This window comes from Promicromonospora sp. CA-289599 (genome assembly GCF_050936155.1).
Taxonomy (GTDB): Bacteria; Actinomycetota; Actinomycetes; order Actinomycetales; family Cellulomonadaceae; genus Promicromonospora.
On sequence record NZ_JBNJNI010000001.1, the window covers coordinates 5,838,022 to 5,860,211 of the forward strand.

Here is a 22,190-nt window from a genome sequence, read left to right on the forward strand (position 1 = left end):
TCCCATGGCCCAGACGGTGCAGCGCCCCGTAGTGGTCGGCGTGGACGGGTCGGAATCGGCCACGCAGGCAGTGCGCTGGGCCGCCCACGAGGCCGGCCGCCGCAGCGCTCCGTTGGTGCTCTTCCACGCGTGGACGCCGATCCCCGTCGCCCCTCGGCACGCGGGTTCGCTGGGCCCTTACCACGACGCGCTGGTCGAGCAAGGGGGCGAGTGGCTCAGGGAAGCCGCCGCGGCGGCCCGGGAAGCGGCGCCCGGCGTCCTCACCACCACCCAGCTGGTCAGCGGCTCGGCGGCCGCTCACCTGATCGAGAGGTCAGCCTCGGCCGGCCTGGTGGTGCTCGGCTCACGCGGGCTCGGCGGGTTCGCGGGCCTGGTCGTCGGGTCGATCGCCGTCGCGGTCGCTACCCACGGGTGCTGCCCCGTCGTGGTGGTCCGGGGCGTGGAGCCAGGTACCGCGCCCCGACAGGACGGGCCGGTGGTGGTCGGCGTGGACGGGTCGCCGAACAGCCGGGCCGCGCTCGACTTCGCCTTCCAGGCCGCAGCCCTCCGCGGCGCGCCCCTGACAGCCGTGCACGCGTGGAGCGACCTGCCCGTCACGACCGTCTGGGAGCTGACGACGGACTGGCACTCGATCCAGCAGAACGAGTCGGAGGAGCTGAGCCGCTGGCTGGCCGACGGCAAGGCGCGCTACCCCGACGTCCCCGTCGAGCAGGTCGTGGTCCGGGACGGCCCGGCCCACATCCTTCTCGAACGCGCCAGGACCGCCCAGCTGGTCGTGGTCGGATCGCGCGGACGCGGTGGATTCCGTGGACTCCTGCTGGGATCCACCAGCCAGGCCATGATCCATCACGCTGCCTGCCCGGTGGCCGTCGTCCCACCGTCCCGACCATGAGCGGTCGCAACCGTCAGGCCACCGGATCCCGCAGGATCGTGCGCAGCGTGTCCTGCGGGGTCGTGCTGGTATAGGCGTCGAGGTACATCTCCCGGTGGGGCCCGCTGCGAGCCACGCCGGCCTGCTCGGCGAACCGGCCGAGCCGGTCGAGCGTGGCGAGCTCGTCGGCGAAGGGTCCGTGGTGCATCACCTGGACCACGGTCTCCTCGGGCAGGTCGAACAGCTCGAGCCGGTCCTCTGTCGGGTCCGAAGGGCTCGCCGCCGCGAGACGAGCAGCGGCGAGGTCCGCGTCGGTGGTCGTGGCCCCGACGGCGGCCATGAGGCGGTAGTGCAGCGCCGAGACGGGGTGCACGCTGTAGAAGTCCGCGATGCCGACCTGCGTCGAGCCCTCCGGGTACCAGTACTGGCCCTCGGCCACCGGCTCCGACGCACCGGGTGATGCCGGCGGAGCGAGCGCCCGGGCGACGTCGACGACCAGCGCCTTCTTGCGGTAGTACTCGTCGTCGCCCGGTGCTCCCGCTCCCGTCACGAAAACGTAGCGGGCTGCGGGCGAACGAACGAGCTCCGGCTCGTCGGACGCCGCGTAGTGATCGGTCAGGGGAAGCGCGTCAGCCACGGAGCCCACCCCCGATCTTCTGCATGGTCTCGGCGTAGGCGGCGGGTAGGTCGACGTCGAGCTTGTCGGCCAGGACGAAGAGCCACCACAGGCACTCGGCGAGCTTGTGCCTGAGCTCGGCGTCGACGTCGCCCTCGATGTCCCAGGTGCGCTCGGCGGCCAGGACGAGGCGGCCCACGTAGGCGGCGTCGTTGGTGAATCCGACCGCCAGCTCGGGCAGGGTCCAGGTGCGCTGCAGGATGCGCTGTTCGATCTGCTCGTACAGGGCACGCACCTCCAGCGCGGTGGTGTCGGCGTCGGCCAGGGTCTGCTGGGCCGGGTCGTGCTCGGCCCCGCGGCCCGTGGCGGGAGACCTGTTGCCGGTCATGTCAGTTCCTCTCGTGGTCTGGCGCGCACCGGTGGTCCGGTACGGCTCCAGCCTGCGGGGCACGAGGACGGTGAAGAAGGCAGTGGCTCCCTGGGTGTGGCACACCCTGGCTCCCGGGCGGACGTCTACTTCGGGTCGGCGAGTTCCGTGGAAGCCGCACGGTCGGCCGCGATGGTGCCGAGGAGAGCGAGCGAGTCGGCGCTGGGCGACCCGGCCGCAGCGGTGGCGACCGTGAGCTGCTGCCCCGGTGCGTCCCGGCTCTCGAACGTCTGGTAGACCAGCTCCAGCTGCCCGACGGCGGGGTGGTCGATGCGCTTGGCCGTCGCGCTCAGGCCGGTCACACGGTGGTCCTGCCACAGACGCGCGAAGTCCGGGCTCTCGTCCTTCATCCGAGCCACCAGTGCGGACACCTCCGGGTGCACGGGGCTGTATCCCACCGCCAGCCGGAGCGCGCTGACCGCGGCGCGCGCGATGTGCTCCCAGTCCATGAAGTACCTGCGCGAGGCGGGGTCGGTGAACAGGTAGGGCACGGCCCCCTTGGCTACCTGTTCGCTGCCGAGCAGCTCCCCGGCCACGGGGTTGGTGGCCAGGATCCGGAAGGCCGGGTTGACGACGTACGCGGCGACGTTCGGCATGCTGTCGAGCAGACGCAGCATGTCCTGGCCGACCAGGTCGCTCGTGGCGAGCGCGGTAGGTGTCAGGCGGGCCAGCCGGAACGCGTGCGCCTGTGCGTCCGGGCCCAGCTGCAGGGCGGTGCAGATCGCCTCGACGACCTGGGCCGACGGCGTCCGCTCGCGCCCCTGCTCGAGGCGTGCGTAGTAGTCGGCACTGACCCCCGCCAGGACGGCCACCTCCTCCCGCCGCAGACCCTTGACCCGGCGTGAGCCGGCCGTCGGCAGGCCGACGTCCTGCGGGGAGACCCGGGCGCGCTGTGCCGTGAGGAACTCCCCGAACGCGTTCTCTCTTGTTGCCATGCGTTCGAGGCTACGCGCGGACCGGCCGTGGACCCTGGGTGTGGCTGCCTGGGTGCGGCGCACCCCCGCGGTGCGGCCTCGCGGACTACGGCCGGGGCCGGCCGTGTTGGACAGTCGTGATCAGCACCTCCTCGCGGCTGCTGCAGCTGCTGTCCCTCCTGTGGTCACGGACGAGCTGGACGGCCGGCGAGCTCGCGCAGCGCATGGACGTCACGGAACGGACGGTGCGCCGTGACGTCGCTCGCCTGCGCGACCTCGGCTACGACGTCGAGTCCGAGCCAGGCCACTGGGGTGGATACCGGCTCGGGGAGAGTCGTAGCCACCTGCCCCTCGTGCTCGACGACGAGGAGGCGCTGGCCGTCAGCGTGGCGCTGCGGGAGGCCGCGCAGACCAGGGTGCTCAGCGACGACCAGGCGGTGCTGTCGGCTCTGTTGAAGCTGCGCCAGCTGCTGCCGGCGCGGGTGGCGTCCCGGCTGGGCGCGATGGACGACGTCTTCGAGCACACCACGAGAGTCTGCGGGCAGCCGCTCTCACCCGGGATGCTCGCCGGGCTGGCGCAGGTCTGCCGGCGCAGCGAGCGGATCACGCTGTCCTACCGAAGCATGCAGGGAACCGACACGGTGCGCGACGTCGACCCGTATCGCCTCGTCTTCACCGGGAACCGCTGGTACCTCGTAGCGCGGGACGTGGCCAAGGGAGCCTGGCGGACCTTCCGCGCCGACCGGGTGATCGACGTACACCCCACCGGCCGGGTGGTGCGTCTGACCGACCCGCCCGACGCCGCGCGCCTGGTCGCCGAGATGCTCGTCAGCGACCACCCGCTCTACGCCGTCGTGCGCCTGCGGCTCCCGCTCGACGACGCGATGCGCGCGGTGCCGCCCACCGCCGGTACTCATGAGCCCGACGGGCCGCACGCCACGATCGTGCGGGTCGGCGGCACGGACGCGCAGTCCCTCGGGGAGTACCTGATGCGCCTGGGCGTCCCGCTGACCGTCCTCTCCCCGGAGCCCGTACGCGAGGCGGTACGACGATGTGCCGTGGCGCTGGTCGAGAGCAACACCTGACCAGGGCGGCGGGTGCGCCGCCCCGGCCGCGGTGCACGTACGGTTCCGCCCGGCGGTGACTGTCAGAGGTCGACGACGGTCGTGTCCGCGATGCCGGTGGCCAGCTCCGGTCCGTAGGCCGAGGCCGGGCTCTGGAACCCGGCGGTGAACTGCCCGTCGAGCACACGGCGCGCGATCTCGACCGAGCTCAGCTGGGTGAACGTGTAACCGGTCGGGGTGTCGATCAGCGACCGCACTACCTGTCCGTTCCGGCCGGTCACCTCGGCCAGCGCCAGGTAGCGGCCCTGGCTGCGCTCGGCCGCGGTGGGTCCCGGGTGGGCGTCGTCGACGTCGGGGAAGCCCGCGTCGGTGCCCAGGAACACCTCGATGTTCTCGATGCCGGTCGACCTCACGGCGGTGATCAGGTCGCCCATCGGGACCGGCACGCAGTCCTCCGGGCCGTTGCCGAAGTCGAACGACCGCGTGGCGGCCTCGTCGAGCCGGGTCAGCTCGCCCGACCGGCGCACCAGGTCGCCCAGGTCCTCGATACCGGCGGAGCTGGCGAGCGAGCCGCGAGAGAAGCCGCCGGTCACGCGTAGCGCGATCGTGAGCTTCTCGGCGTCGGCCACCCGGCGGGCGGTGTGCAGGGCGAGGCTGTCGCTCGGCACCACGTCCCACCCGGTGCCGGACATGATCATGACCCCGGCACGAGACGCCTCGGCGTCCTTGGACTCCGCCAGCGCGAAGATCTCGAGCTCCGCGGTCGTGTCGAGATAGTGCACGCCGGCCTCGATGGCCGCGTCCATCAGCTGGCGGGCCGTGTGCCGGAACGGTCCGGCGACGTTGAGCACGCAGTCGACGTCCCGCAGCGCGGCGCGCACCGCGTCGACGTCATCGACGGCGAACACCCGGGACGCGATGCCCAGGGAGCCCGCCAGGTCGCCGACCTTTCCGGTGTCCCGTCCGGCCACGGTCACGTCCAGGCCGATATGCACCGCCCGCTCCGCGACCAGTCGACCGGTGTACCCGGTCGCGCCGTAGATCAGCAGTCGTCCGCTCATAGCTGGGGTTCCTCTCGCAGGCCGGGCCCTTCCCGGTTCACCTGCACGCTATGGACCGACCCGGACAGGTCGGGTCCGCAAAGCGCCGCCGGTCGTGTGATCCAGCAGACAGCACCGTCCGCGGGCACCTCGGCCGCGTAGTCAGGACGACGATTCGCGGGGGTGCTGCATCCAGTCGGGCAGGGCCGCGTACAGGCGGCGAGCGATCTCCTCCGGCTCGCCGTCGAGACCGTCCCCGAGCGCGGCCGACAGGACGCCGTTCATCCCGCAGGCCGTGTAGATGTCCTCGACGGCACTGTCGGCGTCGGACTGCTGCTCGTCGCCGCCGAACTCGTGCCGAAAGTCCCGGATCTGGTCCACGAGCAGGTCCCCGATACCCATCAGTCCACTCGGTGACTGCCAGGTCGAAGCCAGCAGGAAGAGGCTTCTGCGGCGCCGAAGGGTCTCGAGCATGGTGTTCAGCGTCGCCAACGCCACCGAGGCGGGGTCGGCACCGAGCTGACGGTCGCCGAAGTCGAGGGTCCGCAGGGCGCGGAAGTCGCTCGTGATCACGTGAACCGCGGCGTGCTCGACCGAGTCGAAGTGGTTGTAGAACGTCGCCCGGTGAATCCCGGCGGCCTCCGCCAGGGTGGAGACCGAAGGGCACGCGTCCGTCCGCAGCACGAGGTCGGCCAGCGCGTCCGCGATCGCCTGTCGTGAGCGCGCGAACCGCGGGTCCTCACCAACCACCGCAGGCGGTTCAGTCACCATGCGCCGCACCGTACATGACGTTCCTCTCCACGAGCGCCTCCGACACCCATGCTATTCGACAGGTGTCGATTAGAGGGCTACGTTGATCTCAACATCGCATCGTCAGACAAGGAAGCGTCATGTCGGTCATCGACAGCACCACCACCCCCACGGCAACAGCGGACAAGCTCGCCGTGATCGAAGCCCTCTACCGCTATGCGGCCGGTCTCGACCTGCGCGACCGAGCCCTGCTCGCGTCGGCGTTCGCCGAGGACGCGGTGGCCGACTTCGGGCCCGCCACGAGGAAGGCCGGCTTCGACTACCCGGAGGTGGAGGGCAGGGAGACGATCGCCGCGGCCCTGGCGGACTCGCTCAGCAAGCTGGACACGACGCACTCCGTGAGCAACCCGCGGGCCGACGTCGACGGAGACACCGCGAGCCTGGAAGCCATCGTGGCGTGCCAGCACCTGCCGCGCGACGACCACTCGCGCCACGTCCTGATGACCAACCGGTACGACGTCGAACTGGTGCGGCAGGGTGACGCCTGGGTCATCCAGCACCTCATCGTCGACAACGCCTGGACCGAGGGTGACACCACCGTCCTCTACGGCGTCTGACGCCCGGGGCCTCATCTCGGACACGGACCAGGTTCCGCCCTTCGCTCGGCGAGGGCGCGCAGGCAGAGCACCGAGCACGCATTGGTTTCAGCAAGTGCTAAAGTCACGAGGTGGATACGCAGCCGCTGTACGCGATCAAGGCAGAGCTGTTCAAGGCCCTGGCCCATCCGGTCCGCATCCGGCTGCTGGAGGTGATCGCGGCGGACCCGGACCTGGCCGCCCCGGTCTCTCGCCTGCTGAACGTGACGGGTGCTGAACCCTCTGCGATGTCCCAGCACTTGGCGGTCCTCAAACGTGCGGGGGTCGTGGCCTCGACCCGCTCGGGCAACGCCGTGGTGTACCGGCTGACCGAACCCTTGGTCGCAGACCTGCTCGTCGTCGCCCGCGCCTTCCTGCTGCGTCGCCTGGCCGGCCACGACGCCGAAGCCGCCCAGCTCGCGGTCGCGCAGCAGCTGCCGACGCTGCCCGGGGCGAGCGCCCGGGCCGTGCTCGAAGCAGCCCTGACCGAGAGCGTCCCGGCCGAGCGGACGGCGAAGCCGTGACGGTCCGCGACGTGCTGGTCCGGCTGGACGTGCGCGACCTGCTACCCCGGCGTGACGACTACGACCTGCGCCCTCGGTCGATCGGGGCCGACCTGCTCGCCGGGTTGACCGTGGGCGTGGTCGCACTGCCGCTGGCTCTCGCGTTCGGTGTCAGCTCCGGCGTCGGGCCGGCCGCGGGCCTGGTGACCGCTGTCATCGCGGGCGTGGTCGCGGCGGTGTTCGGCGGTTCCCGGTTCCAGGTCTCCGGCCCGACCGGCGCGATGGCCGTCGTCCTGGCGCCCGTCGTGGCCGCGTACGGACTGCCCTCTGTCGTCCTGGTCACGATGCTCGGCGGGCTGATCGTCCTGGCTGCCGGACTGCTGCGGCTCGGGCGCGTGGTCACCTTCATCCCGTGGCCGGTGGTCGAGGGGTTCACCCTCGGGATCGCCGCGATCATCTTCCTGCAGCAGGTCCCCGCTGCCATCGGGCAGGACGCCGCCGTCGGGGGCAACACGCTGGTGACAGCTGCCCACGCGATCGCCGACGCCGCCGGCGCCCTCGATGCGCTCGCCCTGGACGCGACCACGTTGTGGTCGCTCGCGACCGTTGCGCTGGTCGCCGCTCTCATGCTCGTCCTGCCCCGGCTGCATGCCGCGATCCCCGCCTCGCTGGTCGCTGTCGTGGCCGCCACGGTGCTCGCCGAGGTCACCAGTGCACCGGTCGCCCGCATCGGGGCCCTGCCCGACACGCTCCCGGTCCCGGCACTGCCCGGCGTCAGCGCCACCGGGCTGGGCGACCTGCTGGGTGCGGCCGTCGCGATCGCGGCGCTGGCCGCCATCGAGTCCCTGCTGTCCGCCCGGGTCGCCGCGTCGATGGCACCCGGAGGGTCCGTCTACCACCCCGACCGGGAGCTGGTAGGTCAGGGTCTGGCCTCGCTCGCCTCCGGCCTGTTCGGCGGCATGCCGGCCACCGGCGCCATCGCGCGCACCGCGGTCAACGTGCGTTCCGGAGCCCGCACCCGCCTGGCCGCGGTCATCCACGCGCTGGTCATCCTCGCCGTGATCTACCTCGCCACCGGGCCGGTGAGCCGCATCCCGCTGGCAGCGCTGGCCGGCGTGCTCATGGTGACCGCGTTCCGCATGATCGGCGCCGGCACGATCCGCGCGGTCCTGCGCTCCACGCGCTCGGACGCCGCCACGTTCGTCGTCACGGCCGTCATCACCGTCGCGTTCGACCTCGTCGAGGCAGTCCAGATCGGGCTGGTCGTGGCCGCGTTCTTCGCGTTGCGGCGCCTGGCCCGCGCCTCGTCCGTGCACCGCGAGCCGCTGCCCGGCGTCGCGCACGAGGGCGACGAGCACATCGCGCTCTTCCGGCTGGACGGCGCCATGTTCTTCGGAGCCTCGGACAGGATCCTCACGGAGGTCACCGACGCCTCGGTACGGGAGAACGTCCTGGTCGTCATCCTGCGCCTGTCCCAGCTGGGCATGGTCGACGCCACCGGAGCACGCGCACTGGCCGAGCTAGTCGCCGCCCTCGAGCAGCGCGGCATCACGGTCCTGGTCAAGGGCGTGCAACCCCGGCACCGCAAGCTGATGACCACCGTCGGGGTGCTGGACGAGCTCCGCCACGAGAGCCACCTGTTCCTCAGGCTCGACGACGCCGTCGCCCACGCCCGCTCCCACGTGCGACGCGCGGACGAAGGCCCCGACGTCTCGTGACCGCCCCGGGACCCCAGCGGCTCATGAAACTAGGCGAACGTCAGCCGCGTTCGATCCCTGCTACTCGTTGTCTCCACCGGTGCCGAGCGTAGCGTCAACCTGGCCGCCGTCTGCCAGGTCCTGGGCATCGGGCCAGACCCAGTCGCGGACCTCGGGGATGTCGTCGCCGTGCTCGCGGGTCCAGGCACGCGCACGGATCCGCGCGTCCTGCATACGCTGACGCAGCCCGGCCTGCGCAGCGCCGAGGGAGGGGACCCGGTCGATGACATCGATCACCAGGTGGTACCGGTCCAGGTCGTTGAGCATGACCATGTCGAACGGCGTCGTCGTCGTGCCCTCCTCCTTGTACCCGCGCACGTGCAGGTTCGGGTGGCCCGCGCGACGGTACGTGAGCCGGTGGATCAGCCACGGGTACCCGTGGTACGCGAAGATGACCGGCCGGTCCGTGGTGAACAGGCCGTCGAACTCGGAGTCCGTCAGGCCGTGCGGGTGCTCGGTCGAGTCCTGCAACCGCATCAGGTCCACGACGTTGATCACCCGGACCTTCAGGTCGGGCAGCTCACGACGCAGGATGTCCGCCGCGGCCAAGACCTCCAGGGTCGGCACATCACCCGCACACCCCAGGACCACATCCGGCTGCTCGCCCGCCTTTTCGGTGCCGGCCCACTCCCAGATGCCCAGCCCGCGCGTGCAGTGCTCGACAGCCTGCTCCATGTCCAGGAAGTTCGGCGCGGGCTGCTTGCCCGCCACCACCACGTTGACGTACTGGCGGCTGCGCAGGCAGTGGTCGTACGTGGACAGCAGAGTGTTCGCGTCCGGCGGGAGATACACCCGCACGATCTCGGCCTTCTTGTTCACGACATGGTCGATGAACCCGGGATCCTGGTGACTGAACCCGTTGTGGTCCTGGCGCCACACATGACTGGACAACAGATAGTTCAACGACGCGATCGGCCGCCGCCACGAGATGTCGTTCGTGACCTTGAGCCACTTCGCGTGCTGGTTGAACATCGAGTCGATGATGTGGATGAACGCCTCATAGCTCGTCAGCAGGCCGTGCCGACCCGTGAGGAGGTAGCCCTCCAGCCAGCCCTGGACCTGGTGCTCGCTGAGCATCTCCATCACCCGGCCCGCCCGCGCCAAATGGTCGTCCACCTCCGGGCCGAGGTACTGCGCGTTCCACTGCTTGTCGGTCGTGTCGTACACGGCCTGCAGACGGTTGGACGCGACCTCGTCCGGCCCGAAGATCCGGAAGCTGGTCGGGTTGCGCCGGATCACGTCGGTGAGCCACTCGCCCAGCACCCGCGGCGCCTCCGAGACCGAACCGCCGGGCACCGGGACGTCGACCGCGTAGTCACGGAAGTCGGGCAGGCGCAGGTCCTTGAGCAGCAGGCCACCGTTCGCGTGCGGGGTCGCGCTCATCCGCAGCTCCCCGTCCGGCGCCAGCGAGGCGATCTCCGGCAGCACCCGGCCGTCGTCGTCGAACAGCTCCTGCGGGCGGTACGACCTCAGCCACGCCTCCAGCACGCGCAGGTGCTCGTCGGTGTCGCGGGCGTTCGCGAGCGGCACCTGGTGCGCCCGCCACGACCCCGTCGTCTTCTTCCCGTCGATCTGCGCCGGGCCGCTCCACCCCTTCGGGGTGCGGAACACGATCATCGGCCACGCCGGACGACTCAGGTCGCCCTGCGCGGCACGCGTCTTGATTGCGGCGATCTCGTCGAGGACCTCGTCCAGCAGGGCCGCGAACCGTGCGTGGAACACGGTGGGCGACTCCGGTGAGTCGTCCTGCACGGTGAAGAAGTACGGCTTGTGCCCATACCCGACCATCAGGTCACGCAGCTCGCCCTCCGGGATGCGCGCGAGGACCGTGGGGTTGGCGATCTTGTAGCCGTTGAGGTGCAGGATCGGCAGCACGACACCGTCCTGGGCGGGGTGGAGGAACTTGTTCGAGTGCCACGACGTCGCCAGCGGACCGGTCTCGGCCTCACCATCGCCTACCACCGCCGCGACGAGCAGGTCGGGGTTGTCGAACGCCGCACCGTAGGCATGGCTCAGGGAATAGCCCAGCTCACCGCCCTCGTGGATCGACCCCGGTGTCTCCGGCGCGACATGACTCGGGATCCCACCCGGGAAGGAGAACTGCCGGAACAAGCGCTTGACGCCCTCGGCGTCCTCGGGGATGTCGCTGTAGACCTCGGAGTAGGTGCCGTCCAGGTAGGCAGAGGCGACCAGACCCGGCCCGCCGTGGCCAGGGCCGGTGATGTAGATCGTCTTCTGCTGCCGCTCCTTGATCGCCCGGTTCAGATGCGCATACAGAAAGTTCAGACCCGGTGTCGTGCCCCAGTGGCCCAGCAACCGGGGCTTGACGTGCTCCCGGGTGAGCGGCTCGCGCAGCAGCGGGTTGTCGAGCAGGTAGATCTGACCGACCGAGAGGTAGTTCGCGGCCCGCCACCACGCATGGATGCGTTGCAACTCGGCGGGCTCAAGCTCGGCGACACCGGTCGCGCGCCATCCGGTGGCCGTGGAGTCGGGGACAGTGATCGTCGTCATCGCGTCTGCTCCTGTTTGCGAGTTACGTACGGGCTCAGTGCCGGCTGACGGCAGCCGCTCCACCATGGCTTCGAAGGTTCGGCGCGGGAAAGGGACGAAGGTCCCCAGGCACGACGGAGAAGGTCCCGTCGATCCGTGACCCTCAGCCCTACCGACGACGGCTCGCCTCCGGGCAGTCTCGAAGGAAATGCCGAGTCAAGGGAGGGTTCGTCATGGGTACCACGCAGAGAACGGCACCTGCCGTCGTCGTCGCCGTCGACGGGAGGGGACAAGGTTTGGGAGCGCTCAGGTTCGCAATTGACGAGGCCCGCGCCCGGGGCACCGGTGTGCGAATGGTCCATGTCCTGGACCGCGACGACACGGGCCAGATCATGGACCCGCACATGACGGAGGCGTGCGTCGCCGCGCCCGACGTCGAGTTCGACTGGCGTTTCAGGCGCGGCCAGCTTGCGGACGAACTGGTCGCGGCCGCTGGGGCCGGCGACCTCCTGGTCCTGGGGCAGACGACACCGTGGAGCCCCGAGCGGCCCGGCATCAGCGCTGTGATCACGGAGACCGCCGCGCGCACGGTGGCCGCCGTGGTGGTGGTTCCCGCCGACTGGCGAGCCCGGCACCACCAGCGCATCGTCGTCGGGGTCAAGTCGTGCACGAACGCCGGAGGGCTGCTGGCGCGTGCGTTCGCGGAGGCCTCCGCACGAGGTGCCACCCTGGAGATCATGCATGTGTGCGACACCCCGGATCTCACCGCTGCCGCCCGCGTCGACGTCCGGCCGGGCGACCGGCACAGGTCCGAGGGCAGGTCGCTGGAGACCCTGGTGCACGACTGGTCCAACATCTTTCCCGGCGTCGCGGTGGAGACGTCGTTCACCCGCGGACAGCCGGCGCGCGTACTGGTCGACGCCGCGACCGACGCGGACCTCCTGATGATCGCCCGGCACCAGCTGGACCTGCGGCATCTGGTCCGCCTCGGGCCGGTGCCGCGGGCAGTCCTCGGGGCCGCGGACGTCCCGGTCGAAGTGGTTCCGCTGACCGGTGCGCCGACCCGGGCACCGCTCGTGCTCGCACGTTCGGGCACGATCCTGGAGAACTGACGTAGCGAAGGTCTACCGTTCCCGCTCGCAGCGCAGGTTGCACTGCAGTGCGTTTCTTTCCGCGATTCAGGGTCTTTTCCATGACGGGCTCATGAAATCCGACGACCCGTTGTATCGGGGCCATGACGCGAAAGGGATGCGGCTCCCGCCCCCAGAGCGGGAGCCGCGTTCGCAACATATCACCCGCAATTTCATCCCCCGTCGAAACGGTTGCCAAAACGGGGGTAATTCCCCCTGCCCGCGCAGCACGTCAAGCAATTACCGGATGCTCGATTTCTAATGGTGAACACCGCCACGAGCATGCATTCCCAGGTCGTACGGGTGCGCGATGCTGCCAGTGCGACAAAACGGGCGGCAAACACGGCGCGAGGCCACTCCCCCGGCCCGAAATACGGCGTAGCGTGGAATCGACAAGAACTGCCCAAGAGCTCAGGTTACTCTTCATTGGAATCCCATTCCGGGCGCTAAATCACCGTCCTATGCGTAGTGTCCGATGCATTCACAAGGCGCGATTGAGACTCCGAGATCCGGAGGATCGGAAGGGGTTTTCATGAGAAAGCATAAAGTCCAGCATGCTGAGGCGACAGCACGGCCGCGTTCGCTCCGACGTGCCGCCACGGGCACGACCCTTGCACTGGGAGGCGCGCTCACACTCGTGGTCGCGACACAGCAGGCCTGGGCGATAGGCACCCCTGTCGACCTCGGCACCGCCGGCACCTACTCGGTGCTCGGCGGGCAGACCGTCACCAACACCGGACCCTCGGTTCTCTCCGACAACGTCGGTGTGAGCCCGGGTACTGCGATCACAGGGTTCCCGCCCGGCGTCGCCCTGGGCGACACACACTCGGCGAACGCGCACGCGCTCCAGGCGCAGAGCGACCTCACCACCGCGTACAACGACGCCGCGGGACAGGCACCCGACGCCAGCATCTCCGGCGACCTGGGCGGACTCACCCTTGAGCCAGGGGTCTACAACGCATCCAGCTCGATCGGGCTCACCGGGACGCTCACGCTCGACGCTCAGGGCGACCCGGACGCGGTCTTCATCTTCCAGGTGGGATCCGCACTCACCACCGCGAGCTCGAGCACTGTCGCGCTCCTGAACGACGCACGGGCCTGCAACGTATTCTGGCAGATCGGCAGCTCGGCCACGCTGGGCACGGATACCACGTTCGTGGGCACGATCATGGCTCTGACCTCGATCAGCGTCACCACCGGCACCACCGTGGACGGGCGCGCTCTGGCCCGCAACGGGTCGGTCACCCTGGACTCCGACGTCTTCACCCAGAGCGCCTGCGAGACCACTCCGCCGTCCTCGCCGCCGCCGACGGGCAGCCCATCACCCACCGACAACCCGACAGGGCCACCGACCGACGGCCCCACCACACCGCCGAGCGACGCCCCCTCAGGGCCACCGAGCCCGACTCCGTCCGGTGACGGCAGCCCCGGTGGCAACGGCAGTCCAGGCGGCCCGGGCAGCGGGAATGGCAACGGCAGTGGCAACGGGCCCGGCGGAGGCAGCCAGGGCATGCTCGCCACGACCGGGCCGTCAGTCAACGCGCCGCTGCTCGCCACTTCGATCGCGGCGATCCTCGCCGGAGTCGGCCTCATCGCGACGAGCGTCCGGATGCACCGCCGTAGGGCCTGACACGTGTGATCGTGAGGGATCTGGCAGCCTGGCCGAGCGCGGCGAGTCCGTCTCCTGCCCGTACGACAGGACGGCGAGAAAGCCCTCCTCCAGCGGGTACACCCCGATGGGCGTCTCATAGGGCTTGCCCGAGCGCCGCCCCACGTGCCGGAGCGCGATTGACACGCCCAGCACCTGTACTGCTGGGAGTCCTCGAGGTCCATCAGAGCGAGCGACGACCAGCCGGTGAACGGCTCGCCGTCGGACGCGCCGCCGCAGACGAGCGGGCTCAGCCCCGCAACCGGGTCGTGGCGAGGCCGCCGTCGACGTCGACCGTCCCACCGTGCACGAAGGCCGCCTCGTCGGAAGCGAGCCAACGGACCGCGAACGCGATGTCGACCGGCCGCACCGGCACCCCGGCAGGCGTCCCCGCGGTCATCATCGCGAGCAGCTCGCTCGAGTCCGCGTTCCCTGGGGTGGCCGTCGCACCCGGTGCGACGGTCGACACTCGTACCCCATGGGGTCCGAACTCGGCCGCCCACGCGCGGGTGAGCTGCTCGAGCGCCGCCTTCGTCGCCGGATAGAGAGCCATCGCCGGCACCCCGACGCGGGCCATCCATGAGCCGATGTTCACGATGACACCTGATCCTCGGTCGACCATCGCAGGGGCGAGCGCGGCGACGAGCACGTGTGGTGCCCGGATGTTCGTGGCCCAGAGCGATTCCATCTGCTCGTCGGTGGTCGCCGGGGTCGGCGCGTTCGGGTAGACCCCGGCATTGTTCACCAGGATGTCCACCCTGCCACCGAGCGCATCGGTGGCGCGAGCGGCGAAGGTGCGCACGGCGTCCGGTGCCGCCCCGAGGTCGCCGCGGACCGCGGCGGCGGAACCGCCCGCCGCGGTGATCGTGTCGACGACGGCCCGCGTCCGGTCGGCGTTCCGCCCGGCGACGGCGACGTGTGCGCCGGAAGAGGCGAGAACCCTGGCGATCGCCTCACCGATGCCGCTGGAGGCGCCGGTGACGAGCGCGGTCCGGCCCGCCAGTCGATCGTCGGTGGTCAGGGAGCCAAGGAGCGCTTCGTTCGTCTGCATGCTCCGATCGTCACTCGAACCCGGGTGCCGAGGGTTGCCCAGAACTCCGGACTCGTTGCCGGATCCCGTGTCGTCCACAGCGGTGCCGCCCTTGTCCGCCCCGGCCAGGCAGAATGAGGATGTGGACGACGTCACCTCGGACCGGCTGGACCACGCGCTGGCCAGTGCGCTCCGCAACGTGGGTCAAGCGACACGCGCGTCCCGCATCGGGCTTCGCGTGTCGCAGGTCCCCGGGCCCACGAAGCTCGGGTACCAGCGCTACCGACCGTCCCTCTCAGTCGTGCTCGCGGGATGGAAGCGGTCGATCGTCGTTGACGACGACGACACCTGGGGCCGGGAGCGGTTCATCATCACGCCGGTGGACCTGCCCGTGGTCGCCGGCGTCGTCTCGACAGACCCGGACGTCGGTTTCGTGGCCGGGGTCTGGCAGCTGGACACCCGGATCATCACCGAGGTCGCCGCCACGATGTCCCGGCCACACCGTGACGACGTCCCCACCGCCCGGCTCGGCACCTGGACACCCGGTCTCGCCGACGCTTCCGCCAGGTCACCGGGATGACACCCGTGCAGTACCTCCGGCGCGTCCGGCTCGGCGAGGCCCGGCACCGCATGGTCGTCCTGGGTGACAGCGCGGCTCAGGCGGCCACCGCGGTGGGGTACAAGAGCGCCTCGCACTTCTCCCGGGACTACCACGCGCTGCACGGCCGCCCACCGGCCACCGACGCCCAGTGGGTACGTCAGCAGATCGCGCTCGGCGAGGTCACCACCAGCGACGTCGCGCTCGGCTGACCGACCACGCCGAGTACGTCGAGCGCACGCTGACCGCTCCTCCGGCGTACGGGCGTGCTGGTAGTAACTAGTCGGCGAGTCCTCGGGCGATCATGCTGCGGCCGGCGGCGACGATCGCCTCGCGGGCAGGCCGAGGGGTGATGCCGAGGAGCGTGCGGGTCTTGTCGTTGGAGACCCGCTTGATGTAACCGAGGTCCGCGGCGACGGACTTGTACTCGTCCTGAAACAGCGCGGTGAGTCTCACGACGAAGTTCGGGATGGACCGGGTCGGGACCTTCGACGCCTGCACGCCGAGGTCGCGCCTGAGGGTCGCGCCGATCTCCTTCATCGCGATCGCAGGCTCGCCCGTGGCGACCAGGAAACGCTGGCCGGCCGCGCCCGGCGCGGTCATCGCTGCGACGTGGGCCGCGGCGACGTCGCGTACGTCCACGATCGGCACGAACATGTTCGGGTATCCCGGCATGTGCCCGTTCAGGCTGTTCTGCACGATGTGGTTCGCGCCCGACACGTCGTTGCCCATGACCGGACCCATGACGGCGACGGGCAGGATCGTCGTGAGCTCCAGCCTGTCGCCACGCTGCGCCATGAAGTCCCACGCGGCCCTCTCAGCGAGGATCTTGCTACGCCCGTACACGTCCACGCCGGGGCCGTTCAGCGGCGACCAGTCGCGCTCGGTGAAGACGCGGTCGAGGTGCCCGTGCCCGAACCCGACCGCGTGGAACGCGGAGGTCAGCACCACACGCCGCGCCCCGGCGTCGCGGGCAGCACGCAGCACACGCAGCGCCCCGTCGCGGGCCGGCGAGATGACCTCCTCCTCGTCCTTGACCTTGCCGGTACGGATGGGCGAGGCGAGGTGGATGACATAGTCCGTCCCGGCCACTGCTTCCGCCCATCCGGCGTCGTTCATCAGGTCCGCTTCGACGAAGGCCAGCGCGTCGTCGCGGACCGCTCCGCCATCTCGCAGCACGCTGCGGACGGTGGCCTCTTTGCGCAGGGAACGAATGGTGGAGCGCACCGTGTGCCCCTGCTCCAGGAGCTGGACGATGACATGCCCCGCGATGAAGCCGGACCCGCCAGTGACGAGAACGTGTGACATGAGAGTCTCTTTCCGTGACGTGAACCTCGAGCGATGACGCGATCCTCCCCACCCGGCCGGCGGCCACCCAGACCCCTGCTGACACTGGTAGCGGCAGGGCCTACCCTCCGATCAGAGCCCCCGCTTACCGTGGTGGGCATGACTGACGAGCCGAACGCCCTGGGCGAGTACCTCAGGGCCCGACGTGAGCTCGTCGCCCCGGAACAGGTCGGGATCCCCGTCGTCGGCGTCCGCCGGGTTCCCGGCCTGCGGCGTGAGGAAGTCGCGATGCTCGCCGGTATCAGCGCCGAGTACTACCTGCGCCTCGAGCAAGGGCGAGACCGCCATCCCTCCCCCCAGGTCGTCGAAGCGATCGCACGCGTCCTCCAGCTCGACGACGACGCCTACCTCTTCAGCCTCACCTCCGGACGGCCCCGCCGGAAACGCCCCAGGGCCCGCCGCGAAGTGCTCCCTGCCAGCACCGCTCGGCTCGTCGACGAGCTCCCGTTCCCCGCCTTCATCGAGGGTCGCTACCTCGACGTCCTCGCCGCCAACCCCCTCGCCTCCGCCATCTCGCCCCGGCTGGTCACCGGCGGCAACCGACTTCGAGACGTGTTCCTCAGCGAGGCAGAACAGGACCTCTTCGAAGACTGGAAGCGTGCCGCCGCCGCCCTCCTCGCCGGGTTCCGCAAGACTGTCGGTCGCAGCGTCGACGACCCTCGCGTCGTCGAACTCGTCGGAGAGCTCTCTGTCGCGAGCCCGGAGTTCCGCAGGCTCTGGGCGCGCCACGACATCGCCGAGCGCACCGGCGCAGGAGTCACCTTCGACCACCCCGCTGTCGGCGCACTCCACCTCGACCGGGAAAAGCTCGCCGTCGCGGGCGCAGATGGCGTCATGCTCGTCATCTACCACGCCCAACCTGGCACGGATGCCGCCGAACGCCTCACACTGCTCGGAGCCATGGCCGCCGCGGCCCCGGTAGATCAGCATGCGACAGCAGCGGCCGGCCCTGGCTGATCCGGTCAGGAGCTCAGCGCCGCCGTGGGTGGGGTCCTGGCGGCGCGGACCGCCGGGTACAGCCCTGCGACCGCCCCGATCACGAGCGTTGCGCCCACCCCGACGACCATCGCGACCGGTGGAAGCGCGAACGGCCAGCCGTTGACGCCGGCCATGACCGCCGTCGCGGCGGCGCCGAAGACGCTGCCGAACACCCCGCCCAGCGCCGACAGCAGGAGCGCCTCGGCCAGGAACTGGGCCAGCACGTGCCCCCGGGTGGCCCCGAGCGAACGGCGCAGGCCGATCTCACGTCGTCGTTCCAGCACCGAGATGATCATCGTGTTGGCCACGCCGATGCCGCCTACCAGCAGAGCGATCGAGCCGAGCCCGAGCAGCAGACCCGTGAACGCCTGGTTCGCCGCTGTCCGCGCGGCCAGTGCGTCCGACGGGCGCGACACCTCCACCTCGTCGGGCGCCTCGGGCGCGATGGTCGGTGCGAGCAGCTCGCGGACCTGTTCCACGGCGTCGTCCGCCGACCGCTCGTAGACCATGGTGGGGCTGCCGTCGAAGCCGAACAGGTCACCGGCGACCTCGTGACCCACGAGCGCGGCGGAGTCGAGCTCGGGGGCCAGTGCCACCGGCCTCAGGATGCCGACCACGGTGAAGTAGGTACCGCCCAGCCAGACCTGGGTGCCCGGCACCACGACGCCCAGGCGCTGGGCGGCCGTGCTGCCGAGCACGACGGTCTGGAAGGTGGCCGTGGCCGGGTTCAGCCACACGCCGGAGCTCACCTCGGCCGAGACCACGCCGAGCAGATTCCGGTCGGCGACCATCGTCGTGATCCCGCCGGTGGCGGCCGGGTCCGACAGCGAGCTGCGGTAGACCGGCTCGGCCAGGGTCGCCGTGCTGCTCGCGCTCACGACCCCCTCCACCCGCCTGACCTTGCTCACCGTGTCCGGCGGCAACGTGGTCTGCTCGCCGGTGAGACTAGTGCCGGCCTTGGCCGTGAGCAGGTTGGTCCCGAGCGCGGCGAGCTGGTCGTTCAGCCTGGCCTGGCTGGACGACGAGACACCGACGACGGCGATCATCGCGGCGATGCCGATCGCGATCCCCAGCGCTGACAGCACGGCCCGCGTGGGGCGGGCCCGCAGGCCGGTGGTGCCCAGCCGCAGCACGTCCCGCCCGAGCAGGCGGGACCGGGTGGGCACCGGGCCGGTGCCGGACGGTGCGGCCGGGAGGCGGGTCGACGTCGTCGTGCTCATGCCTCCACCCCCGGGGCACGTGTGTCGCTCAGCACGCGCCCGTCGCGCAGAGCGATCCGGCGGGGTAGCTGCGCGGCGAGCTCCGCATCGTGGGTGATCACGACGACGGTCGTGCCCTGGTCGTTGAGCTCGTGGAGCAGCTCGACGATCGCGGCCCCTGACGCGCTGTCCAGGTTCCCGGTGGGTTCGTCGGCCAGGAGCAGAGGCGGATCGCCCACCACCGCACGGGCGATCGCCACGCGCTGGCGCTCACCGCCGGAGAGCTCGTTCGGCCGGTGGTCGAGCCGGCGGCCCAGTCCCACACGCTTCAGCGCGGCGACGGCCCGACGGCGCCGCTCCGCCCGAGGAACGCCGACGTACAGCAGCCCGTCGGCCACGTTGTCCAGGGCGTTGACGCCCTCGGCGAGGTGGAACTGCTGGAACACGAACCCGATCCGGTGGGCGCGCAGCGCCGAGAGCGACCGGTCGTCAAGCTCGGCCACGTCGAGACCGTCGATGCGGGCCACGCCTGCGGTCGGGCGGTCGAGCGTGCCGATGAGGTTGAGCAGCGTCGACTTGCCCGACCCGCTGGGGCCGACGATCGCGACCAGCTCACCGGGCAGGATCTGCAAGGTCACGCCGGCGCAGGCCAGCACGGGTGGATCGCCGTAGCTGCGCTGAACATCGTCGAGCGCGACGATCGGATTCGGAGGTAGGGCGGTCATCAGTACCGTCATCGCTGCGGCACCACCACTCGCTGACCGGCGGCCACGTCATCGCCGGAGATCTCGACCCGGCCGCCGGCGAACAGGCCGGTCTCCACGGGCACCTGGCGGGTGCCGCCGTCGGCGTCGACCACCTCCACGCCGAACTGCTGCGGCGTGATGGCGATCAGCGCGCCTACCGGCACCGAGAGCACGTCCTCACGTCGCGCACTGGGGATGTCGACGGTCACCGAGGCCTCCTGGAAGGCGGAGGCGGCCTGGGGGTCGTCCAGCGCGACCACGACGGGGATGACGGTCTGCGGCTGCCCGGTCCCGTCCTCCGTCTCGGTCGGGGTGCCGACCGACGTGATGTGCCCGGTGGTCTCCTCGCCGCCGGGCAGCCGCACTGTCACCTCGGTGCCGAGCACGGCGAGCTGCTGGTCGGCAAGCCGCATGTTCACGTTCACGACCTGTTCGGTGCCGGTCGCCTCGAACAGCTCGGCCCCGGGTGCGGTCCGGTCGCCGACGGATGCGGTGAGCGTGCCGATCCGCAGGGCGCCGTCGGCGAACTGCACGGACCCGAGCGTGAGCTCACCCGTGCGTGTCTGATCGTTCTCCTCCTGCCAGTCCATGATCGCCTCGGTGGTGTCCCACGTGAACGTCGCGTCTGGCTGCTCGTCGAGATGGCCCAGCGCACGCAGGCTCCGCTCGAGTTGACGCACGTCGGGTCCGTCGCTCATGCCGCTCTCGTAGTCGCGCCAGGCGGGTAGCCCGCCCTCCAGCAGAAACACCGGCACGTTGTCCACGCCATACAGTCGTTCGCCCGGACTCACCTCCGTGCCGGCCTTCGGCAGACCGGTCACCACTCCGGCACGGGCCGACTGGATGGCACGCAGGTCGGAGAACCGCAGCGTTCCCGCTGCGGTGGTGCTGCCCTCCAGGTCGCCCAGGACCACCTCGTCGGTGTCGCCCTGGAACGCCTGCGTGGTGCTGACCTGCTGCTCGGCCGAGCTCGCGAAGGCATGTACTCCCACTCCCACGCCACCGGCCGCCGCCACGCCGACGGCCAGCCAGGCCACAGCGCGCCCGCGGCGCCGGGGGCGTGGCGGCGCGCTCACCGACGGCACGTTCTCGTTGTCCGGTTCGGTGCCGGACATCAGTTGCCTGCCCCGGTGGAGCCGCCGACGCCCTGCGGTGCACATGTCTCGAACACGTCGCCCGCGACGTCCGCGGGGACGATGAGCTCGTCACCGGGCCCCGGGTCCGGCACGTCCACGCCGTTCTCGCGGAAGCACGCCGCGATCTCCAACCACTCGGCGCGCTGCTCCTCGTCCGACGCACCAGAGCCGCCACCCGGGGCGGCGGGCGGCAGACCGAGCTCGTCCTGGCAGGTCTGAGCGGCCTCCATGAACCCGTCGCCCGCAGGCGCCTGGATCGAGCCGTTCTCGTCGGGGTCGGGCATGTCGATGCCCTTGTCGCGCATGCAGGACGCGAAATCGAGCTGGTACTCGTCGAACGACCGGTCGGAGGCCGAGCTGTCGGAGCCGCTGCTCGAGCCGTCGTCCTGGCCGGACGCGTCGGCATCGTCGGGACCGCATGCCGTCAGTGCGGTCAGCAGCAGGGGGATCGCCAGCGCGGCGATGGTCAGCCGGGTGGGACGGTACGTACGCATCGAGGTCTCCTCGGATCGGTGCCACGGGTTGTCCGTGGACACCGAGCAGTCCAGCAGCGCACCCGTTGTCAGGGTGTTCAGAGAAACCTTGATGTTTTCCCAACATCGTGTGTGGTTGTCTGGCTCCTGTCGTGTCCCCGTGGTCGGAGGTTGGTCGTGCGCGTGTTGATCGTCGAGGACGAGCCCTACCTCGCGGACGCCGTCCGGGTGGGCCTGCGCCGCGAGACCATCGCCGCCGACGTGGTCCACGACGGCGGCGCAGCGCTCGCCGCGGTGGAGGAGCACACGTACGACGTGGTGGTGCTCGACCGTGACCTGCCGGGCATCCACGGCGACGAGGTCTGCCGACAGCTCGCCGAGCACCATCCCGGCGTGCGCGTCCTGATGCTCACGGCCGCCCGCACCCTCGGCGACCGCGTCTCCGGGTTCGAGCTGGGTGCCGACGACTACCTGCTCAAGCCGTTCGAGTTCCCCGAGCTCGTGGTGCGGTTGCGGGCGCTGGAGCGGCGCAGCCAGCCGGCCCGGCCCCCGGTGGTCGAAGGGCAGGGGGTGCGGCTGGACGCGTTCCGCCGCGAGGTCTACCGGGACGGCCGCCTGGTGCGGCTCAGCCCCAAGGAGTTCGCCGTGCTGCAGATGCTGATGAACGCCGACGGCGGGGTGCTCAGCGCCGAGACGCTGCTGGAGCGCGCGTGGGACGCCAACGCCGACCCGTTCACCAATACCATTCGTGTCACGGTCTCGAACCTGCGCCGGCGCCTGGGCGAGCCACGGGTCGTACAAACCGTCCCCGGTGCCGGCTACCGGTTCGGTGCCTGAG

23 protein-coding genes are annotated in these 22,190 nt (G+C 70.7%); 11 read left to right on the forward strand and 12 right to left on the reverse strand.

Features of this window, described 5'->3' with window-relative positions; genetic code table 11:
• The first annotated feature begins 4 nt into the window (after positions 1 to 4).
• On the forward strand, positions 5 to 892 hold the full coding sequence (locus ACQEVI_RS25980) for a universal stress protein (RefSeq protein WP_432904920.1): 888 nt from the start codon (positions 5 to 7) through the stop codon (positions 890 to 892).
• Between the two features lie 13 nt (positions 893 to 905).
• Here ACQEVI_RS25980 and ACQEVI_RS25985 read toward each other — a convergent pair whose 3' ends face one another.
• The 3 genes from ACQEVI_RS25985 to ACQEVI_RS25995 all read right to left on the reverse strand — a co-directional run bounded on the left by ACQEVI_RS25985 (position 906) and on the right by ACQEVI_RS25995 (position 2,849).
• Positions 906 to 1,508: a GyrI-like domain-containing protein gene (locus ACQEVI_RS25985; protein WP_432904923.1), complete on the reverse strand. Its 603-nt coding sequence runs from the start codon at positions 1,506 to 1,508 to the stop codon at positions 906 to 908.
• Complete coding sequence (locus tag ACQEVI_RS25990; RefSeq protein WP_432904926.1) at positions 1,501 to 1,875, reverse strand: hypothetical protein; 375 nt, start codon at positions 1,873 to 1,875, stop codon at positions 1,501 to 1,503. The genes ACQEVI_RS25985 and ACQEVI_RS25990 overlap by 8 nt, the downstream gene beginning before the upstream one ends.
• 125 nt (positions 1,876 to 2,000) lie before the next feature.
• A complete protein-coding gene (locus tag ACQEVI_RS25995) occupies positions 2,001 to 2,849 on the reverse strand; it encodes a helix-turn-helix domain-containing protein (RefSeq protein WP_432904929.1) in 849 nt (282 codons plus the stop codon).
• A 116-nt stretch (positions 2,850 to 2,965) separates the two neighbouring features.
• On the opposite strand from ACQEVI_RS25995, the gene ACQEVI_RS26000 reads away from it, so the two are divergent.
• Positions 2,966 to 3,913, forward strand: a complete 948-nt coding sequence (locus ACQEVI_RS26000) for a helix-turn-helix transcriptional regulator (protein ID WP_432904931.1) — start codon at positions 2,966 to 2,968, stop codon at positions 3,911 to 3,913.
• Positions 3,914 to 3,975: 62 nt separating this feature from the next.
• Here ACQEVI_RS26000 and ACQEVI_RS26005 read toward each other — a convergent pair whose 3' ends face one another.
• Complete coding sequence (locus ACQEVI_RS26005) at positions 3,976 to 4,953, reverse strand: saccharopine dehydrogenase family protein (protein ID WP_432904934.1); 978 nt, start codon at positions 4,951 to 4,953, stop codon at positions 3,976 to 3,978.
• Between the two features lie 141 nt (positions 4,954 to 5,094).
• Positions 5,095 to 5,703, reverse strand: coding sequence for a TetR/AcrR family transcriptional regulator (locus tag ACQEVI_RS26010; RefSeq protein ID WP_432904937.1), 609 nt, complete (start codon positions 5,701 to 5,703; stop codon positions 5,095 to 5,097).
• A gap of 119 nt (positions 5,704 to 5,822) precedes the next feature.
• Here ACQEVI_RS26010 and ACQEVI_RS26015 point away from each other — a divergent pair, with 119 nt between their 5' ends.
• From ACQEVI_RS26015 to ACQEVI_RS26025, 3 genes are all read left to right on the forward strand, one after another.
• Entirely contained in the window at positions 5,823 to 6,299 is a 477-nt protein-coding gene (locus ACQEVI_RS26015; RefSeq protein ID WP_432904940.1) for a nuclear transport factor 2 family protein, read from the forward strand.
• A 110-nt stretch (positions 6,300 to 6,409) separates the two neighbouring features.
• The gene (locus ACQEVI_RS26020; RefSeq protein WP_432904943.1) at positions 6,410 to 6,841 is read left to right on the forward strand and encodes an ArsR/SmtB family transcription factor; all 432 of its coding nucleotides are present in this window, start codon (positions 6,410 to 6,412) and stop codon (positions 6,839 to 6,841) included.
• Positions 6,838 to 8,538 carry a SulP family inorganic anion transporter gene (locus tag ACQEVI_RS26025; protein ID WP_432904945.1) on the forward strand — a complete coding sequence of 567 codons (1,701 nt, stop codon included), beginning with the start codon at positions 6,838 to 6,840 and terminating at the stop codon, positions 8,536 to 8,538. Before ACQEVI_RS26020 ends, ACQEVI_RS26025 begins: the two co-directional genes overlap by 4 nt.
• A gap of 60 nt (positions 8,539 to 8,598) precedes the next feature.
• Here ACQEVI_RS26025 and ACQEVI_RS26030 read toward each other — a convergent pair whose 3' ends face one another.
• Positions 8,599 to 11,088 carry a phosphoketolase family protein gene (locus ACQEVI_RS26030; RefSeq protein WP_432904948.1) on the reverse strand — a complete coding sequence of 830 codons (2,490 nt, stop codon included), beginning with the start codon at positions 11,086 to 11,088 and terminating at the stop codon, positions 8,599 to 8,601.
• A 212-nt stretch (positions 11,089 to 11,300) separates the two neighbouring features.
• Between ACQEVI_RS26030 and ACQEVI_RS26035 the strand changes: the two genes are divergently transcribed.
• Both ACQEVI_RS26035 and ACQEVI_RS26040 read left to right on the forward strand, forming a co-directional pair.
• On the forward strand, positions 11,301 to 12,179 hold the full coding sequence (locus ACQEVI_RS26035) for a universal stress protein (protein ID WP_432904951.1): 879 nt from the start codon (positions 11,301 to 11,303) through the stop codon (positions 12,177 to 12,179).
• A 655-nt stretch (positions 12,180 to 12,834) separates the two neighbouring features.
• Entirely contained in the window at positions 12,835 to 13,827 is a 993-nt protein-coding gene (locus ACQEVI_RS26040; RefSeq protein ID WP_432904954.1) for an ice-binding family protein, read from the forward strand.
• A gap of 268 nt (positions 13,828 to 14,095) precedes the next feature.
• On the opposite strand, the gene ACQEVI_RS26045 is transcribed toward ACQEVI_RS26040, so the two are convergent.
• Positions 14,096 to 14,896 (reverse strand): SDR family NAD(P)-dependent oxidoreductase, encoded by an 801-nt coding sequence (locus ACQEVI_RS26045; RefSeq protein WP_432904957.1) that lies wholly within the window; start codon positions 14,894 to 14,896, stop codon positions 14,096 to 14,098.
• 121 nt (positions 14,897 to 15,017) lie between these two features.
• Here ACQEVI_RS26045 and ACQEVI_RS26050 point away from each other — a divergent pair, with 121 nt between their 5' ends.
• Positions 15,018 to 15,455 (forward strand): AraC family transcriptional regulator N-terminal domain-containing protein, encoded by a 438-nt coding sequence (locus tag ACQEVI_RS26050; RefSeq protein ID WP_432904960.1) that lies wholly within the window; start codon positions 15,018 to 15,020, stop codon positions 15,453 to 15,455.
• Positions 15,452 to 15,685, forward strand: coding sequence for a helix-turn-helix domain-containing protein (locus ACQEVI_RS26055; RefSeq protein WP_432904962.1), 234 nt, complete (start codon positions 15,452 to 15,454; stop codon positions 15,683 to 15,685). The genes ACQEVI_RS26050 and ACQEVI_RS26055 overlap by 4 nt, the downstream gene beginning before the upstream one ends.
• Before the next feature lie 67 nt (positions 15,686 to 15,752).
• On the opposite strand, the gene ACQEVI_RS26060 is transcribed toward ACQEVI_RS26055, so the two are convergent.
• Positions 15,753 to 16,781, reverse strand: a complete 1,029-nt coding sequence (locus ACQEVI_RS26060) for an NAD-dependent epimerase/dehydratase family protein (RefSeq protein ID WP_432904965.1) — start codon at positions 16,779 to 16,781, stop codon at positions 15,753 to 15,755.
• 138 nt (positions 16,782 to 16,919) lie between these two features.
• Here ACQEVI_RS26060 and ACQEVI_RS26065 point away from each other — a divergent pair, with 138 nt between their 5' ends.
• Positions 16,920 to 17,777, forward strand: a complete 858-nt coding sequence (locus ACQEVI_RS26065) for a helix-turn-helix domain-containing protein (protein ID WP_432904968.1) — start codon at positions 16,920 to 16,922, stop codon at positions 17,775 to 17,777.
• 5 nt (positions 17,778 to 17,782) lie between these two features.
• Here the strand turns inward: ACQEVI_RS26065 and ACQEVI_RS26070 are convergent, their stop codons facing one another.
• The 4 genes from ACQEVI_RS26070 to ACQEVI_RS26085 are packed head-to-tail and all read right to left on the reverse strand — an operon-like array spanning position 17,783 to position 21,373.
• Entirely contained in the window at positions 17,783 to 19,018 is a 1,236-nt protein-coding gene (locus ACQEVI_RS26070; RefSeq protein ID WP_432904971.1) for an ABC transporter permease, read from the reverse strand.
• Positions 19,015 to 19,722, reverse strand: coding sequence for an ABC transporter ATP-binding protein (locus tag ACQEVI_RS26075; protein ID WP_432904974.1), 708 nt, complete (start codon positions 19,720 to 19,722; stop codon positions 19,015 to 19,017). The genes ACQEVI_RS26070 and ACQEVI_RS26075 overlap by 4 nt, the downstream gene beginning before the upstream one ends.
• An 8-nt stretch (positions 19,723 to 19,730) precedes the next feature.
• Positions 19,731 to 20,858: a peptidoglycan-binding protein gene (locus ACQEVI_RS26080; protein ID WP_432904977.1), complete on the reverse strand. Its 1,128-nt coding sequence runs from the start codon at positions 20,856 to 20,858 to the stop codon at positions 19,731 to 19,733.
• On the reverse strand, positions 20,858 to 21,373 hold the full coding sequence (locus tag ACQEVI_RS26085; protein ID WP_432904980.1) for a hypothetical protein: 516 nt from the start codon (positions 21,371 to 21,373) through the stop codon (positions 20,858 to 20,860). The genes ACQEVI_RS26080 and ACQEVI_RS26085 overlap by 1 nt, the downstream gene beginning before the upstream one ends.
• A gap of 156 nt (positions 21,374 to 21,529) precedes the next feature.
• On the opposite strand from ACQEVI_RS26085, the gene ACQEVI_RS26090 reads away from it, so the two are divergent.
• Positions 21,530 to 22,189 (forward strand): response regulator transcription factor, encoded by a 660-nt coding sequence (locus tag ACQEVI_RS26090; protein WP_432904983.1) that lies wholly within the window; start codon positions 21,530 to 21,532, stop codon positions 22,187 to 22,189.
• Position 22,190: the final 1 nt, after the last annotated feature.